The sequence below is a fragment of the Nitrobacter sp. JJSN genome (genome assembly GCF_051912485.1).
Lineage (GTDB): Bacteria > Pseudomonadota > Alphaproteobacteria > Rhizobiales > Xanthobacteraceae > Nitrobacter.
In genome coordinates this window covers 2,159,234-2,176,392 of sequence record NZ_CP196822.1, presented here as the reverse complement: position 1 = coordinate 2,176,392, position 17,159 = coordinate 2,159,234, and the positions used below count along the sequence as shown (strand labels likewise).

The following is a 17,159-nucleotide window of genomic DNA, read 5'->3' as shown; positions in this document are numbered from 1 at the left end:
GCCGTGTGGCGCTGGTCAAATCCGATGTTCTGGTCCTGGGTGCAGGAATTGTCGGCGTTTCCGCCGCGCTGCACCTCCAGAAGCGAGGGCGGAATGTCATCCTTGTCGACCGGCACGAAGGGGCGGGCGAGGAGACGAGTTACGGCAATGCCGGCCTGATCGAATGCGCGTCGGTTTTCCCTTACGTGTTTCCCTACGATCTGCGGCAGATTCTGCGTTATGCGCTGAATCGGTCCGCGGAAGCGCATTATCGTTTTCGCGATCTACCCGCTTTTTTGCCATGGCTGGTCCGGTATTTCCTGGCGTCCTCACCTGAACGTGCGTTCCGCAGCGCGATGGCCGCCCTGCCGCTGATTAGCCGCAGCCTCGCCGAGCATGAAGCGCTGATCGCAGAGGCCGGTGTGCCGCAACTCTTGCGCCGGACAGGATGGATCAAGCTGTTCCGGTCGAATGCGACGTTCGGCAAGGGCATCGCTGATTTCGAGCGTGCCCGTCGGTATGGGGTCGAAGCGGATGTTCTTGACGATAAGGCGATCGCCGCGCGCGAGCCCAACCTGTCAGGAGCGTTCGCTGGCGCTATTCACTGGCCGGCGCCGGGCTTTATTCCGGATCCGGGAGCACTAACGAAAGCCTATGCGGCGTTGTTCGTGCGCCGCGGCGGCCGTTTCATCGCGGCCGATGCGCGGACGCTGACTCGGAGCGATGCGGCATGGCGTGTCGATGGCCCGAATGGAGTGTTGGCCGGACGGGAGGCCGTGATCGCCCTGGGACCTTGGTCGGATGATGTATTCCGTCGGCTCGGTTACGACATGCCTCTCGGCATCAAGCGCGGATATCACCTGCATCTGGCGCCGCGCGGCAACGCGGTGCTCAATCATCCCGTTCTCGATTCGGATCGTGGTTATCTGCTGGCGCCAATGAATCGCGGCATTCGCCTGACGACCGGCGCGGAATTCGCGCGTCGCGATGCGCCGCCGTCACCCGTGCAGATCGAGCGAACGCTTCCCATGGCGCGAGAGCTATTCCCGCTGGGCGGGGCGATCGATGCGACGCCGTGGATGGGAAGGCGTCCATGCATGCCCGATATGCTGCCGGTGATTGGAAAGGCGGCTCGCCATGCCGGATTGTGGTTCGACTTTGGACATCAGCATCACGGCCTAACGCTGGGGCCGGTAACAGGCCGCTTGCTCGCAGAAATGATGACTGGCGAGGAGCCGTTGGCCGATCCGAGACCGTTTGCCGCGGAGCGGTTTGGCTGAACTCCCGTTCGCGCGCGGCGCATGATTGCTTGCGCCGCAGGCGCTCTCGCGGCGATACTGTTTTCCCGCTGGCTTATCGAGGTCGATTCAGGAGCGCGCCATGAAAGTGAATATCGAGATCGACTGTACGCCGCTCGAGGCCCGCCAGTTTATGGGGCTTCCGGACGTGCAGCCGATGCAAAACGCCATGATGGAGAAACTCCAGCAGAAGATGGCGGAGAATATCGACAAGTTCTCGCCGGAAGCGATTCTGCAGAACTGGTTTACCTTCGATCCAAACATGGCCAAACGCTTTCAGGATATGTTCGTCAACATGTCGGGACTCGGAGCCGACGGGACAAAAGACAAAAAGTAGAGAAGGACCTTTCGTGTCGCCCGATCCGCACGTCACCGTTTACGCTGGCTTTCTGATCGGCCTCGCTTTCGGCGTGGTCGGTCTTCTTAGCGGTTTCTGCCTGATGAGCAGCTTGCGCGGATATTGGGGGCAGGGCGACGGGCGATTGGTCCGGACCTACGCACTGGCGATGGGTGTTGCAGTCGCCGCCACTCAACTGCTCGCCGGTGAGGGCTTCGTCGATCTTGGAAAATCGATTTATCTGCAGCCGTCGTTCTCGGCGCCGCTGATGTTCGCGGGCGGTATAATCTTCGGTTATGGCATGGTGCTGTCGAATGGCTGCGGATCGCGCGCACTGATTTTGCTGGGGCGTGGCAATCTTCGCTCGCTGGTGGTGGTGATTATTCTCGGCATCGCGGCGCAGATGACCTTGAAGGGCCTGATCGCGCCGGCACGGATCGCCGTGCTGCAAGCCAGCCAATCCGCGCCGAGTGTCATCTCGCTGCCGACGCTGGCGGGAACGCTCGGCCTCGGCGGAACCTTCGCACGCGCGCTGGCGGGGGCGGTCGTCAGCGGCGCGCTGATTATCTTTGCGTTTTCTCATGCGGCTTTCCGGCGTTCGGCAGGTCAGATTGCCGCCGGCCTTGTCATCGGTCTCCTCGTTGCTGCCGGATGGTATGCGACCGGCTATCTCGGTGCCGATGATTTCAATCCGGTGCCGGTCACGTCGATCACGTTCGTCGCGCCAGTTGCCGATACGGTGCAATACGTGATGCTGTCGACCGGCCTGACGATGAATTTCGGCATCGCGCTGGTGCCGGGCGTCGTGCTCGGAAGCCTCGTCACCGCGCTGGTGACGCGCCGTTTTCACCTCGAGGCGTACAACTCGCCGCGTCACATGCTGCGTTCGGTCACCGGTGCGGCGTTCATGGGCTGCGGCGGCGCGATGGCCTATGGATGTTCGGTCGGGCAGGGCCTGACCGGTGTTTCGACGCTGGCGCTGGCGTCGTTTGTTGCAATCACCGGAATTGTCGCAGGCGCCGCGATCGGCTTACACGGGCCGCTTCGCGTCGATGCACCGGCATCGTCGCAGGATTCGGCTTCGCCTGCGCACTAGATCACGATGATCTTGGATCAAATCGATCCAAAATCATGAACGTGATCGATACCGATATTTTGAGAAGCGGGATGCGGGCGGAAAACCGCTCCACACTTTTTCTTCATCCGCTCTAACCCAGCTCAGGTTCGCCGCGAGGGCTCCAGCGTCTCGAAGTATTTCTCCAGCAGCTTTTCGCAATGTATTCGGTTCTGGGCGCCCGGCTGCAAAATCTGCCGCATCACCAGACCATGAACGAAGATCAGCAACTGCTCGGAAACCACCTCGGCGTCCGGACATGACGGAAGCTCCCCGGCGATGATCGCGTCTTCTATCAGCTTGGTCCAGATGGCCCGCTGCCCTTCGAAGCGCTGGTTCTGATGTTTGCGCATCTCTGTGTTGCGCGTGCCGGCCGCCGCGTAATTGACCCAGAAGCGCCAGAAGCGATCGGTCGACGATCGAAGGATATGGTTGAAGGCGAGAACCTTGAGCTGAGCCAGCGGTGAATCCGAGGAGCTGCCGCATTCCTGCGGAGGCAGACAAGACGCCTGCAAGGCGGCCATGATGAGCTTGTGCTTGTTGCCGAAGTGATAGTTGATGGTGCCGGTGCTGACGTTTGCGCGATCGGCGATCTGACGCATGCTGGCGCCATCGATTCCACTTTCCGATATCACCTCGTGGACGGCGTCGAGCAAGTTCTTGCGTCTTTGGACCCGGCCTGGCCGTTTTCTGACCGCGGCTTTCGCTCTGCTATTCATATGCCCCGCCGCCCACTGCCCATTCCCAGCGGTATCACTATAGGGGAAACGTTTTTGCTGTACAGCAGCAGCAAATGGCCGATGCGGGATAACTGCGGGTGAGTGGAAGCGACGAAACCGACGATATCGATATGCTGGTCAGCGGTTCACCGCGCGTGTTGTGATGCGAACCTCGGAGGTCAGCGTCCGGTGAACCGGGCACTTGTCAGCGATTTCCATAAGTTTCTGGCGCTGCTCCGGATCGAGCGTTCCTTCCATAGCAATCTCGCGTTCTATCTGATCGAGCATGCCGGTTTTGGTTTCGCATTCGGCGCAATCCTCGGCATGAACCTTGCTGTGCCGCAGTGTGACGATTACGCGGTCAAGCGGCAGCGCCTTCCGCTCGGCATACAATCGCAGGGTCATCGAGGTGCAGGCGCCGAGCGCGGCAAGCAGGAAATCATAAGGTCCGGGTCCCGTATCGTCGCCGCCGGCGGAGGCCGGTTCGTCCGCGATCAACCGGTGCGGACCAACGATCACGGTCTGCTGGAATTTGCCGCGGCGGGTTTCCTGAACGACGACACTGCGTGAGCCTGTGTCTTCAACGGCGCCGATCGGCGCTGCTTCGAGGTAACGTTGCGCCCAGGAGGCGATCACCTCGGCGACGTAATCGGTGTCGCGCTTCTGGCTCAACAGATGATCGGCTCCCGCGAGCGATATGAAACTCTTCGGATGTTTTGCAGCAACGAAAATGCGGGTGGCGTTGTCGATCCCCACAGTGTCGTCGGTCGGTGAATGCAGGATCAGCAGCGCCTTCCGCAGCTCCGCCACCTGTCCCATCAGGTTGTGCTCGGCGATATCGTCGAGAAATTCCCGCTTGATATGGAATGGGCGGCCGGCAAGGGAGACCTCGACCGCGCCCTGCGCGCGGATGTCCGCGATGCGATCGGCGAACAGATGCGTGACATGAGCCGGATCGGAGGGCGCAGCGATAGTCACGACCGCTCTGGCTTCGGGGATCTGCCCCGCGGCTGCGAGAATGGCCGCGCCGCCGAGGCTGTGGCCGATCAGAATTGCCGGCGCCTTGCGGGTTTGACGTAGATGATCCGCAGCCAGAACGAGGTCCGCGATATTGGAGGAAAACGTGCTGTTGGCGAATTCGCCTTCGCTTGCACCGAGGCCGGTGAAGTCGAACCGCAGAACCGCAATCCCGCGCGCCGTCAGTCCCGCGGCGATGCGTCTTGCCGCAAGCACGTCCTTGCCGCAAGTGAAGCAATGCGCGAACAGCGCGTAGGCCATCGGTTCGCTGTCGGGAAGATCCAGCGTGGCTGCAAGTTTAAGGCCGTCCGACCCGGAAAACTGGAAACGCTCGTTGGGCATGTCTGGCCTCCCTGACTCATGGGGGTCGCGGCGCACGATGCCGCACGGCCGGTGAACTTAACCTTTACCAAACAGTAGCGGGAGTTGGCGCGGGCCGCGCAAGCTACCCTCGGACCATGTCGTCTCTCTGGACGGATCGAGCCGAAAATCAGGAATACGCTTCAGCCATTCCTCGATTGCAACGAGCATCTCCATGCGTGCGAGGTGGGATCCGACGCAGCGATGAATGCCGACGCCAAAAGCGACGTGGCGGTTTTCCTTGCGGTCGATGATGACCTTGTCGGCGTCGGGGAAGACGGCCGGATCGCGATTGGCGGCCGGGAATGCCAGCAGCACCATGTTGCCCGGCTTCATCGGGCAGCCGCTCACGGTGGTTTCCTTCATGACCTCGCGCCCCGACGATGCCGGCGAAAAGGCGCGCAGAAACTCCTCAATCGCCGTCGGAAGGAGCTCCGGCTCCGCGATGAGACGCGCGCGGTCCGCCGGCGTCTTCGCGAGATGCCAGAGCGAGGAGCCGATCGCGCTCCAAGTGGTGTCGATGCTGGCAACCAGCAGCAATCGCAGCGCCCCCTGCACATGCATGTCCGTCAGCGGCTGTCCGTCCTCGGTTCGCGCATTGATCAATGTCGAGATCAGGTCGTCGGTCGGATGCTTCTTTCGCGCCTCGATGTGGCCGGTGAAATAAGCCATCATTTCCTGAACGGCCTTCATCACTACGCCGTCATCGTGAAGGCCGAGTTCCATGATCTCGTGAATCCACTTGATGAAGAGGTCGCCGTCCGTTTCCGGGATGCCGAACATGTTGGTAACAGCGCGGATCGGAACATATTTCGTGTAACGCGCCGCGGCGTCGCAGCCCTTGTCGTTGATGAAGCCGTCGATCAATTCGTTGCAGATTGCGCGCACGCGCGGCTCCAGCTTCTTCACCTCGTCGGGCATGAATAGCGGCAGCAGGATTTGCTTGGCGCGCTTGTGCTCGGGCGGGTCGGATGTGATGGGCGGCGCGGGCGGCGGCGGCTCCGGGCGAACGCTGCGCACCACCACGCGGCGCGACGAGAAGTGATCGGTGTCGTAGCAAATTTCCTTCACCGCCTCGTAGGTGGTCGGCAGGTAGACGCCGAGAAAGCGGTTGGTGTGAGCGACAGGACATTGTGCGCGTAGTTCGTCCCAGATCGGATATGGATTTTCCGTCCAGGTCGGGTCGGTATGGTCAAAATCGTGAACCCAGTCGGTGACAGGGGCAGGGCTGGACATCGAATTCCTCCGGGGAATCGCCGCCGTCTGACGCCGGACAGGCGGGCGGTCAAATACTGCTAAAATCCGAGTTCACTCTTCCACGATCGCGATCGCGATTTCCGGGCAATTGGCCTGCGCGAGCCACGCCTTGTCCTCAAGCCCGGCCGGGACGGTGCCGTCGCCGATCTCGTGGGAGTAGCCCAGTTCGTCGAGTTCGAACAGTTCGGGCGCCAGCGATTTGCATCGTGCGTTCCCCTGGCATTTGTTTGTATCGACGCGAATCCTGAGGGTGCCAGACATGCAGGGTCGTCCTCTGAGATGACTGCGATTGATCGGCCTTGATGAAGATAGCCGCTCTGTCGCTGCGGCGCCACTGCCGGCTGGGGCGATGTATTCATTTATACAAGGGTCATCGCCATCAGACACGTTTGGTGGCTTCCGATGTCGCGTGCGCCAGGTGCAGATCGGCTATCGGTCCGGCGGGCGCTGCTAAGGTCGGAAGATCGATCGCTGCGCACTGACTTCCTCAATGATGAAATCGGAAATCGCACGAACGCGGTTGAGCCTCTGTAGGTCGATATGAGTCATCATCCAATAGCTGCGCTCGAACACGATATCCGGCAGCACCATGTGCAGTTGCGGATGGGTGTGTGCGGCGTAATCATGCAGGATTCCGATACCGGCGCCGTTGCGCACGGCCATGAGCTGGCCGACTGCGCTTGAGCATTCAAGCCGGCTGTAGGTAGGCCCATAAAGCTCCGGCATGAAATTGAGCTGATCGGCGAACACGAGATCCTGCACGTAGGTCACGAGGCGGTGGCGTGTGAGGTCGGCCGTCGTTTGCGGCGTGCCGTTGGCGGCGAGATAATCCTTGGCGGCATAGAAGTGCAGCGAATAGTCGACGAGCTTGCGCGCCGCGAGCCGGCCTTGCTCGGGGCGCGCGATGGTGATTGCGAGGTCGGCCTCGCGTTTCGACAGCGAGAAGGTGCGCGAGATCGGCACAAGCTGGATGGTCAGCGACGGATAGCTGGCCTTCAGCTTGCCGAGACGCGGACACAAAAACAGCGCGGTGAAGCCGTCGGGCGCAGCGAGCCGCACCGTGCCGGAGAGCTCGACGTCGGACTGTGAAAGGTCGCCCTGCGCGCGGAGCAATTGCGCTTCGACATCTTCAGCCGATTCATAAAGTCGCTCGCCAGCGGCGGTGAGCGTGCAGCCCGTGGTCTGACGATCGAACAGACGCACCCCGAGCGAGCTTTCCAGCGCGCCGATCCTGCGGCTGACGGTGCCGTGATCGACCCCCAACTGGCGCGCGGCCGCGAGGAACTGCCGGGCTCGGGCGACGCTCAGGAAAAAGCGAATGTTGTCCCAATCCATGCAGATGCCAGTACTTTTACACAAAGAATTGGAAAATATCGCACCGGTTGTGTTGAAATACTAGTCATGGCGTGGTGAAAAGTCTTGGCTGGAGACGCGCGCCGCTGGTGCCCGGGCGTGGGGATGGCCCAGGCCCCCATGTAGCAACGGCATGACCTCTCGTCCGGGCATGGCTGCTCATCTTTTGTGCACCGTCTGGCCGCGGTTTCTTGCGTCGCAGCAAGAAAATTGCGACTGAAGGGGCCGGACTTTCAGGAGCAGAGATGTCTCGTCAGATGATGCCGTTACCTCGTGCGGGCCAGCCGGAGCCTGACGCCGCTGCGCTCGATGCGCGGCTGCGCGACGATATCCGGCTGCTCGGGCGCATCCTCGGCGATACCGTGCGCGATCAGGAAGGGCCCGCCGTATTCGACCTTGTCGAACGCATCCGGCAGACCTCGATCCGCTTTCACCGCGACGACGACAAGCCGGCGCGCCGCGAACTGGAAGCTATCCTCGACGGCATGTCGCCGCACGAGACCGTGCTTGTCATCCGTGCCTTCAGTTATTTCTCGCACCTCGCCAATATCGCAGAGGATCAGAACAACATCCGCCAGATGCGCAGCCAGAGCCTGGCGGGCGAGGCGCCCGAGGGCAGGCTGGCGGACACGCTCGCCTGCGCACAGGAGGCAGGGTTCAGCGGCGCCGAATTGCGGGCCTTCTTCGACAGTGCGTTGGTCAGCCCAGTGCTGACCGCCCACCCGACCGAGGTTCGCCGCAAGAGCACCATCGACCGTGAAATGGAGGTCGCGGCCCTTCTCGACCGCCGCGAGCGGATGCAGCTCACCCCCGCCGAATATGAGGTCAGCGAGGAACAGTTGCGCCGCGCCGTGCTGACGCTGTGGCACACCAACCTCCTGCGACGGACCAAGCTCACGGTGCTCGACGAGGTTGCCAATGGGCTGTCGTTCTACGACTACACCTTCCTGCGCGAGGTGCCGCGGCTGCACTGCGTGCTGGAAGACCGCTTGCAGGATGACGCCGTGGGCGTCTCGAACGAGATGGCGTCGTTCCTGCGGATCGGAAGCTGGATCGGCGGCGACCGCGACGGCAATCCGTTTGTGACGACGGACGTCATGCGTGGCACGCTGAGGATGCAGGCCTCGCGGGTGTTGCGCTACTATCTCGATGAATTGCACGAACTCGGTCGCGAACTGTCGCTGGCCGCCGATCTCACAAATGTTTCGCCAGAGCTGCGCGGGCTGGCCGAACGATCGGCCGATACCTCACCGCATCGCCGCGGCGAGCCCTACCGGCTAGCGGTATCCGGCATTTACGCGCGGCTTTCGGCCACGGCGCTGAAGCTGAAGGCGGACACGCTGCGCCCGCGATACGGCGACGCTCCGCCCTATGCGAGCGTTGCCGAATTCAGTGCTGATCTTGATGTTCTCCACCGCTCGCTGACCCAGAACAACTCGGAGGTGATCGCGCGAGGGCGGCTGCGCTATCTGCGCCGCGCTGTCGATTGTTTCGGTTTCCATCTTGCCTGTCTGGACTTGCGGCAGAACTCCACCGTTCACGAGCGCACCATCGCCGAACTACTCGAAGCCGCCGCGCCGGGCACGGCCTATCTGACGCTGGACGAGGAGGCGCGGATTGGCGTGCTGCTGCGAGAATTGCGCAGCGCGCGGCCACTGATCTCGCCGTTCATCACATACAGCGATGAGACACGGGAGGAACTCGAGATGTTCCATGCCGCGGCCGAGGCGCACGAGATGTTCGGCCCTGCCGCGATCCCTCAATGCATCGTTTCGATGACAGAAGGCGTTTCCGATCTCCTCGAAGTCGCGTTGTTGCTGAAGGAAGCCGACCTCATCGACCCCACCGGTCACAGCGCCATCAACATCGTGCCGTTGTTTGAAACCATCGAGGATCTGCAGGCCTGCGCCGGCATCATGGACCGGCTGTTGTCGCTCCCGGAATATCGAGCGCTGGTGGACAGTCGCGGGGGGCTGCAGGAAGTAATGCTGGGCTATTCCGACAGCAACAAGGACGGCGGCTTCGTCACGTCCGGATGGGAGCTTTACAAGGCCGAGATCGGCCTCGTCGAGGTGTTCGAGCGCCACCAGGTGCGGCTGCGCCTGTTTCACGGTCGTGGCGGCTCGGTTGGACGCGGTGGCGGCCCAAGCTACGATGCCATCCTCGCCCAACCCGGCGGCGCCGTGAACGGCCAGATCAGGATCACCGAACAGGGCGAAATCATCTCCAGCAAATACTCCAACGCCGAGGTCGGCCGCAACAATCTGGAAATCCTCGCCGCCGCGACGCTGGAGGCGAGCCTGTTGCAGCCGCGGCAGAGCGCTCCAAGCCTTGAATATCTCGACGCCATGGAGTCGCTGTCGTCACGCGCTTTCGCTGCCTACCGGAACCTCGTCTACGAGACACCGGGCTTCGAGGATTATTTCTGGGCCTCCACCGTCATCAACGAAATCTCGACACTGAATATCGGCAGCCGGCCGGCATCGCGCAAGAAGACGCGCCGGATCGAGGATCTCCGGGCGATCCCCTGGGTGTTCAGTTGGGCCCAATGTCGCGTGATGCTGCCAGGCTGGTACGGGTTCGGCAGCGCGGTGGAGTCCTGGATAGCGGATCATCCAGACAAGGGCATGGGGTTTCTGCAGGAGCTCTATGGCGAGTGGCCGTTCTTCCGCATGTTGCTCTCCAACATGGACATGGTGCTCGCGAAGAGCTCGATCGCGATCGCGTCGCGCTATGCCGATCTGGTGCCCGACGCGGCGCTTCGCGAGACTATCTTCGGGCGCATCCGCCGCGAATGGTACCTCACCATCGATACGCTGCTCGCCATCATGGGGCAGGAGCGGCTGCTCGCTGGCAATCCGCTGCTTGAGCGCTCGATCCGCAACCGCTTCCCCTATCTTGATCCGCTCAATCACGTGCAGGTCGAATTATTGAAAGACCATCGCGCGCAGAGTGGCGACGAGCAGGTGCTGCGCGGTATCCAGCTCACCATTAACGGAATTTCCGCGGGCCTGCGCAACAGCGGCTAAGGTAAGATCTTTCTGTCTGCGAGATTTTCCATGTCCGATCACCCGACCCTGGCCACACTCGCCGCCGATCTCGCGGCGGGTCGTACCACGGCGCGCAAACTTGTCGACGATTGCCTGGCGAAAATCGCTGACAAAGCGGGCGAGGGCGCGCGGGTGTTCATCCAGGTCGATGCGGACGGCGCCGTCGCCGCCGCCGAGGCCATGGACGGACTGCGCAAGGTCAATGCCGCGCCGTCGCCGTTTGCCGGCATTCCGGTCTCGATCAAGGACCTGTTCGACATCAAGGGACAGATGTCGCGCGCCGGTTCGCGTACGCTCGACGATACGCCTCCCGCAGCGAAGGACGCTCCGGTCGTGGCGCGCCTGCGCCGCGCAGGTTTCGTGGTGATCGGGCGCACCAACATGACCGAATTCGCCTATTCGGGACTTGGCATCAATCCGCATTACGGCACGCCGAAAAATCCCTGGCAGCGCGACATCGGCCACGTACCGGGCGGATCGTCGTCGGGCGCGGCGGTGTCGGTCACCGACGGCATGGCGTATGGCGCGCTCGGCACCGACACTGGCGGCTCCTGCCGGATTCCGGCTGCCTATTGCGGCATCGTCGGCTACAAGCCGACCGCGCGACGCATTCCGCTCGACGGCGCCGTGCCGCTGTCGGTCACACTGGATAGCTACGGGCCGATTGCCCGCTCGGTCGGCTGCTGCGCGGTGATGGACGCGGTACTGGCGGGCGAGCCGATTTCGCCGGTCGCGCCACGCCCGGTGAAGGGGCTGCGGCTCGCGATGCCGACGACGCTCATGCTGGACGACCTGAGCGGCGTCGTTGCGCGAGCCTTTGAGCACGCGCTGGACCAGCTGGCCGGCGCTGGCGCCCTGATCGAACGCATTGCCGTTCCGGAGTTTGCCGAGGTCGCGGCGCTGAACGTCGGGGGCGGGTTCTCGGCTGCGGAAAGCTGGGCCTGGCACCGCGCGCTGATCGCGAAAAAGGCCGAGCTCTACGACCCGCGCGTCATCAGCCGTATTCGGCGCGGCGAAGGCCTCAGCGCTGCCGACTATGTCGATCTGCTTGCCATCCGCCGCGTGATGATCGCAGGTTTCGAGCGCCGCATCGCGCCGTATGATGCGCTGATCGCGCCGACGGTGGCGATCACGCCGCCGGTGATCGCCGATCTCGCCCACGATGCGGCCTATACGAAAGCCAACATGCTGTCGCTGCGTAATTGCTCGCTGATCAACACCCTCGATGGCTGTGCGATCTCGCTGCCCTGTCATCGCGAGGGCGAGGCGCCGGTGGGCTTGATGCTGGCCGCGACCGGCGGATCGGATCGCCGGATTTTCGAACTCGCGGCAGGTATCGAGCCGATCGTTCGCACTTAAAGCCTCATGCCGGCCTTCAGCAGCCATCTAGTCAGGGCAAAAGCGCAAATACGCATTTTCGCGCAGTGCACCCACAATCTTCTTATGCTGGTAGCAAGTCGGGTTTGCGGCTTCGCCATATTATTGAAGAATTTGCCGCTCAGGTTTTCGGCCCTGCATTTGGTTCGCGCGACCTGGAACCTTTGCGGGCGGTGAAGGTTAGTAGGGATTGCCGCTCGATGCGCATTTGCACAACGGGGAGGTGCGATGAGGGGCGTGGGTCAGTACGGTATTCGGCGCATTCTTTGCGTCTTTCCCCGTTACACGTCGTCGTTCGGCACCTTTGAACACGCCTATTCCCTGACCGCTGGCGTGCAAGCCTTTATGCCGCCGCAGGGACTTCTCCTGATCGCGGCCTATCTGCCCGCCGGCTGGAAAGTCCGTTTCATCGACGAGAATATTCGCTCCGCGACGGACGAGGATTTCGAATGGGCCGAAGCCGTGCTCGTCAGCGGCATGCACATCCAGCGCCAGCAGATGAACGATATCTGCCGCCGCGCCCACACCTTCAATCTGTCGGTCGCGCTCGGCGGTCCGTCGGTCAGCGCCTGTCCCGACTATTATCCATCGTTCGACTACCTTCACGTCGGCGAACTCGGTGATGCCACGGACGAATTGATCGGACGCCTGGCGCGCGATCCAACGCGGCCGGATGGTCAGGTTTTGCTGAAGACCGCCGACCGTCTGGATATGACCAAGTTTCCGATCCCTGCCTACGAACTGGCTGACATCAAGCATTACTTCCTGGGCAGCATCCAGTATTCCAGCGGCTGCCCCTATCAGTGCGAATTCTGCGACATTCCCGGCCTCTATGGACGCAACCCGCGACTCAAGACGCCCGAACAGATCACGCGTGAACTCGACAAGCTGCTGGAATGCGGCATCAGCGGCTCGGTCTATTTCGTCGACGACAATTTCATCGGCAACCGCAAGGCCGCGCTGGACCTTTTGCCGCACCTGATCGAATGGCAGAAGAAGACCGGTTTCGTGCTGCGCTTCTCCTGCGAAGCGACGCTGAATATCGCCAAGCGTCCGGAGATTCTATCGCAAATGCGCGAGGCGTTCTTCGCGACCATCTTCTGCGGCATTGAGACGCCCGATCCTGAAGCGCTGCACGCGATGAAGAAGGATCACAACATGATGGTCCCCATCATGGAAGCGATCCAGACTCTGAATGATTATGGCATGGAGGTGGTGTCCGGGATTATCCTCGGGCTCGACACCGACAAGCCCGAAACCGGACAGCATCTGCTCACCTTCATCGATCAATCGCAGATACCGCTTCTGACCATCAATCTCCTGCAGGCGCTGCCGAAGACGCCGCTGTGGGATCGTCTGAAGCGTGAGAATCGGCTGATCGAGGACGAGGGCCGCGATTCCAATGTCGATTTTCGCCTGCCTTACGATCATGTCGTGGAGACCTGGCGCGAATGCATGGGCAGCGCGTACGAGCCAGAGAAACTTCTTCAACGCTACGAACACCAGATCCGCGACACCTATCCAAAGCGGATTCAGCCACGTACGTCACAGCAGATGTCGTGGCGGAATATCAAGCTCGGCCTGACCATGCTCCGCAACATCTTCTGGAAGGTCGGTGTACGCGGCGACTACAGGCGTGTGTTCTGGAAATTCGCGCTGCGCCGGCTGACGCGTGGCGAGATCGAATATCTCATCAGCTCGATCCTGGTTGCCCATCACCTTATTATGTTCGCGCGCTCGGCCTCGCGCGGTAAAACCAACGCGTCCTATTATTCGTTGAAGTTGCGAGAAGTCTCTGTCCCTGCCGAATAGGCGAGGGCTGCGGGGACCGCGACGGAGAGGGGCGCCCCGCCGGGCAGACCGGCCGTGATCAGACCGCCACCACCGCGTTCTGGGCTCCCGGCTGAGGTCCACGGCGGCCCGGGGCGGATTGCCGCGCTCACACCGCCCTTGCGACTCGATCGAACCACTTCGGCTTGAGTAACGCCTTGCGGCATAATTCCTCCTTGCTTGTAGTCTATCCGGGAAACCGCTACACCTTTGCGTCGGAAATTTATGTGTGCGGTCAATGGCTAAAGCGAGCCGCCCGCCGGCTTCCGGGTTCGCTCCAAAGCCTCCAGGAAATTTGCTAGACGATGATGTCACGACGGGGAGAGCGCATGCTTGAGCGAAACCGCGATGCTGCCGATCTGACCGGCTCGCTCAACCGGTCGACCAGCATCGCCTTCGGTCTTGAGCGCATCGGTCTGATTGCGGTGCGTGCGCCGATTTTGTCCTGCATCATTCTGCTCGCCATGGTTATCGGCGCGGTATTCGGCATCCATCGTATCAAGATCGACGATTCGCTCAGTCAGTTGTTCCGCTCCGACACCAGGGAGTATCGCCAGTACGAGGAAGTGACCAAGCGCTTCCCGTCGACCGAGTTCGACGTGCTGGTCGTGGTCGAGGGCAAGACGCTGCTCGAGCGCGGCAACCTTGAGAAGCTGCGCGATATGGTCACCGATTTGCAACTGGTCGACGGTGTGCGCGGGCTGATCTCGTTGTTCTCGGCGCGTCAGGCGCCCGAACCCGGCAAGCTGCCGGCGGCGCTGTTTCCGTCTGAACTGCCGCAAGGCACCGACTACGACAAGTTCATCGAAACCGTAAAATCCAACGAGATTATTCGCGGCAAGCTGCTGTCCGAGGACGGCACCCTGGCGCTGGTCGTGCTGTCGCTGGAGCCTTCGATCGTCGCCAACAGCGGGCTGAGCACCACCGTCGGGCAGATCCGCAAGGTCATGAACGACGATCTCGCCAGCACCGGGCTCACCAAAGAGCTTTCCGGTGTGCCGGTGATGCAGCTCGAAATCCGCAACGCGGTGGAACGCGACGGGATTATCTACAACGTCGCGGGCATTCTTGCCGGCTGTCTGATCGCGATCCTGTTCTTCCGCAAGGTGTCCTTCATGGTCATCGCGGCCTTTCCGCCGCTGCTTGCGATTTTGTTGGCTTTGGGCGTGCTGGGTTGGGCCGGTTTCAGCCTCAACATGTTCCTCAACGTGATGACACCGCTCATCATGGTCATCAGCTTTTCCGATTCGATGCAGTTGACGTTTGCGGCGCGAGACCGCCTGATCGCTGGCGAGGACAAGTATTCCGCGTTCCGCAATGCCGTCCTCGTGGTCGGCCCCGCCTGCGTGCTGACCCATGCGACCGCGGGAATTTCTTTCATTGCGCTTCAGTTCTCGAACTCGGACCTGATTCGCAGCTTCGGCGAGGCCGGCCTGGCGGCGACGATCATCGCGCTGCTCGCCGTGTTGTCGCTGGTGCCGGTGTTCGGCGTTCTGCTGGTGCGCAACGAACAGCGTTTCGCGGAAAAATTCAAAACAGCGGATTCGGGCGTTCAGGCCCTGCGGCGTTTCTGCGCCTGGATCGCGGTGCGGATGGTGGGACGTCCCGGGCTCTTCAGCCTGCTTGCCCTGGTGGTGGTCGGCGGACTGGCAGTGGTTTACGCCAATCTTGAGCCGCGTTACCGGCTCGCGGATCAGGTGCCCGACAAGCAGCAGGCGGTGGCTGCCAGCGGCCGTCTCGACGCAAAACTCACCGGCGCCAACCCGATCGATATCCTGATCGAATTCCCCAAGGGCGAGACGCTGTATTCGCCGCAGACGCTTGCCACCATCGCCGAGGTTCACAAACTGGTCGAGGAGCAGGCCGGTGTCGGCAATGTCTGGTCGCTCGAAACGCTGCGGCGGTGGCTGGCCGAAAAGGCCGGCAGCCATGACGTTGAGACGCTCAAAGAATATGTCAGCGTCATTCCCAAGCATCTGGTGCGCCGCTTCATCTCTGAAGACCAGACGGCGGTTGTGGTGTCAGGTCGCGTGCCCGACCGCGACTCGAGTCAGATTCTGCCGGTAGTGGAAAAGCTTGACCACGCCATGGACGCGGTCAGACACGCGCATCCCGGTTATGAAATTGCGGTCACCGGCCTGTCGGCCATCGCCGCGCGCAACAGCGCCAGCATGATCGAGAAGCTCAACCACGGTCTCACGATCGAATTTGCGCTGGTCGCGGTGTTCATTGGGCTCGCATTCCGCTCGGTCGTTGTAATGTTTGCCTGCATCCTGCCCGGGGTTTTCCCGGTCGTGCTGTCCGGCACGGTGCTGTGGGCGCTCGGGGAGGGGCTGCAGTTTGCGAGCGTGGTGGCCCTCACGGTTTCGTTTGGCCTCGGGCTCAGCGCGACCATCCACTTCCTCAACCGCCTGCGATCCGAGAGCAAGCCGGGCATCAGTGCTGGGGAGGCGGTTGAGCGCGCGACTGTGTTGATGGGGCCGGCGCTGATCCTGACCACCGTCGTGCTGGCGTGCGGTCTGGTGGTGACGGTGTTCTCGGACCTGCCGTCGCTGCGCCTGTTCGGCTGGCTCAGCGCCTTCGCCATGGTCGCCGCCCTGGTCGCGGACTTCTTGATCCTGCGCCCGACGGCGATGTGGCTGATTACCTTTGCAGAACGACTACGTGGCGGTGGCGAGGCAAAGCCGGCGAAATGAAATAAGCGGGGCGGACGCGGCATCAGCAGCCGTAAAGCCATGAATCGGCGTACCCCGTTCGCTGTCATCGCATTTCCTGTGGCGTCAGCCACGCACCATGGTGATGGAAACGTTCCTGATTTCGCCCTTTGAGGTGATCCAGACCGATTGCTTGTTGCCATTGGTGCGCAGCGTCAGGTTGGCAGCAAAACCTGCAGCTTCGACAAACACTTCGATCTCGCCCCCGCCGGCGCGACCGCGCACGGAGCCGAAGAGATTGCGGGTAGCTTCACTCCAGTTTCCGCTAATGTGGGTGCCTTCGCTGACCACATCGCTGGAGAGATCGAACTTGTAGCTGTCGCTGGCGCAACGCAGGTTCTGTTTCAGGGCCATGCCAGAGTCGCCCACCTTGTAGGATGCTCTGCAGCGAATGTTTTCCGTCGATCCATCGGACAGCGAGACGGTGCCTTTGCCCGACCAGTTTCCGGCGAAGCCCGCAAACGGAGAGGACTGGGCGAAGCTTGCGGTCGCGGATAACACGAGACCCGCGACAACACCGGCTGCAATCGTCGACTTCCGAACCAGCCTGGAGGCAAACAGTTTCATAATCCGGTTTCCATTAAAATGATGCTTGGGCAATGACTCTCATGCTGCATCAACCTCTTAGTGTTGTCGTGGCACGCCGAGGTTCAAGCCCGATAGCATAGCTGAGATCCTCTTGGGTATCTGCGTGGGATGGCTGCCGTACGGTCGATATGAGCAGATATGAATCATCACAAGATCTGAGCTGACT

General features: G+C 61.7%; 13 protein-coding genes. 7 read left to right on the top strand and 6 right to left on the bottom strand.

Annotated elements, in window-relative coordinates; all coding sequences use genetic code 11:
* Positions 1–5: 5 nt before the first annotated feature.
* From ACSZOQ_RS10820 to ACSZOQ_RS10810, 3 genes are all read left to right on the top strand, one after another.
* Entirely contained in the window at positions 6–1,259 is a 1,254-nt protein-coding gene (locus ACSZOQ_RS10820) for an NAD(P)/FAD-dependent oxidoreductase (protein ID WP_439922543.1), read from the top strand.
* A 100-nt stretch (positions 1,260–1,359) separates the two neighbouring features.
* Positions 1,360–1,614, top strand: coding sequence for a DUF6489 family protein (locus ACSZOQ_RS10815; RefSeq protein ID WP_439922542.1), 255 nt, complete (start codon positions 1,360–1,362; stop codon positions 1,612–1,614).
* Between the two features lie 13 nt (positions 1,615–1,627).
* On the top strand, positions 1,628–2,710 hold the full coding sequence (locus ACSZOQ_RS10810) for a YeeE/YedE family protein (RefSeq protein WP_439922541.1): 1,083 nt from the start codon (positions 1,628–1,630) through the stop codon (positions 2,708–2,710).
* Between the two features lie 122 nt (positions 2,711–2,832).
* Here the strand turns inward: ACSZOQ_RS10810 and ACSZOQ_RS10805 are convergent, their stop codons facing one another.
* The 5 genes from ACSZOQ_RS10805 to ACSZOQ_RS10785 form a co-directional block, all read right to left on the bottom strand.
* A complete protein-coding gene (locus tag ACSZOQ_RS10805) occupies positions 2,833–3,384 on the bottom strand; it encodes a TetR/AcrR family transcriptional regulator (protein WP_439922540.1) in 552 nt (183 codons plus the stop codon).
* A gap of 201 nt (positions 3,385–3,585) precedes the next feature.
* The gene (locus ACSZOQ_RS10800; RefSeq protein ID WP_439922539.1) at positions 3,586–4,806 is read right to left on the bottom strand and encodes a bifunctional alpha/beta hydrolase/OsmC family protein; all 1,221 of its coding nucleotides are present in this window, start codon (positions 4,804–4,806) and stop codon (positions 3,586–3,588) included.
* A gap of 57 nt (positions 4,807–4,863) precedes the next feature.
* Positions 4,864–6,060, bottom strand: coding sequence for a cytochrome P450 (locus ACSZOQ_RS10795; protein ID WP_439922538.1), 1,197 nt, complete (start codon positions 6,058–6,060; stop codon positions 4,864–4,866).
* Positions 6,061–6,132: 72 nt separating this feature from the next.
* Positions 6,133–6,342, bottom strand: coding sequence for a ferredoxin (locus ACSZOQ_RS10790; RefSeq protein ID WP_439922537.1), 210 nt, complete (start codon positions 6,340–6,342; stop codon positions 6,133–6,135).
* Between the two features lie 189 nt (positions 6,343–6,531).
* Positions 6,532–7,416 carry a LysR family transcriptional regulator gene (locus tag ACSZOQ_RS10785; RefSeq protein WP_439922536.1) on the bottom strand — a complete coding sequence of 295 codons (885 nt, stop codon included), beginning with the start codon at positions 7,414–7,416 and terminating at the stop codon, positions 6,532–6,534.
* Positions 7,417–7,691: 275 nt separating this feature from the next.
* Here ACSZOQ_RS10785 and ppc point away from each other — a divergent pair, with 275 nt between their 5' ends.
* The 4 genes from ppc (at position 7,692) to ACSZOQ_RS10765 (ending at position 16,387) form a co-directional block, all read left to right on the top strand.
* Positions 7,692–10,463, top strand: coding sequence for a phosphoenolpyruvate carboxylase (gene ppc / locus ACSZOQ_RS10780; RefSeq protein WP_439926016.1), 2,772 nt, complete (start codon positions 7,692–7,694; stop codon positions 10,461–10,463).
* A 30-nt stretch (positions 10,464–10,493) separates the two neighbouring features.
* On the top strand, positions 10,494–11,843 hold the full coding sequence (locus ACSZOQ_RS10775) for an amidase (protein ID WP_439922535.1): 1,350 nt from the start codon (positions 10,494–10,496) through the stop codon (positions 11,841–11,843).
* Positions 11,844–12,089: 246 nt separating this feature from the next.
* Positions 12,090–13,673 (top strand): B12-binding domain-containing radical SAM protein, encoded by a 1,584-nt coding sequence (locus ACSZOQ_RS10770; RefSeq protein WP_439922534.1) that lies wholly within the window; start codon positions 12,090–12,092, stop codon positions 13,671–13,673.
* 347 nt (positions 13,674–14,020) lie between these two features.
* A complete protein-coding gene (locus ACSZOQ_RS10765) occupies positions 14,021–16,387 on the top strand; it encodes an efflux RND transporter permease subunit (protein ID WP_439922533.1) in 2,367 nt (788 codons plus the stop codon).
* A gap of 84 nt (positions 16,388–16,471) precedes the next feature.
* Here ACSZOQ_RS10765 and ACSZOQ_RS10760 read toward each other — a convergent pair whose 3' ends face one another.
* The gene (locus ACSZOQ_RS10760; protein ID WP_439922532.1) at positions 16,472–16,972 is read right to left on the bottom strand and encodes a hypothetical protein; all 501 of its coding nucleotides are present in this window, start codon (positions 16,970–16,972) and stop codon (positions 16,472–16,474) included.
* Positions 16,973–17,159: the final 187 nt, after the last annotated feature.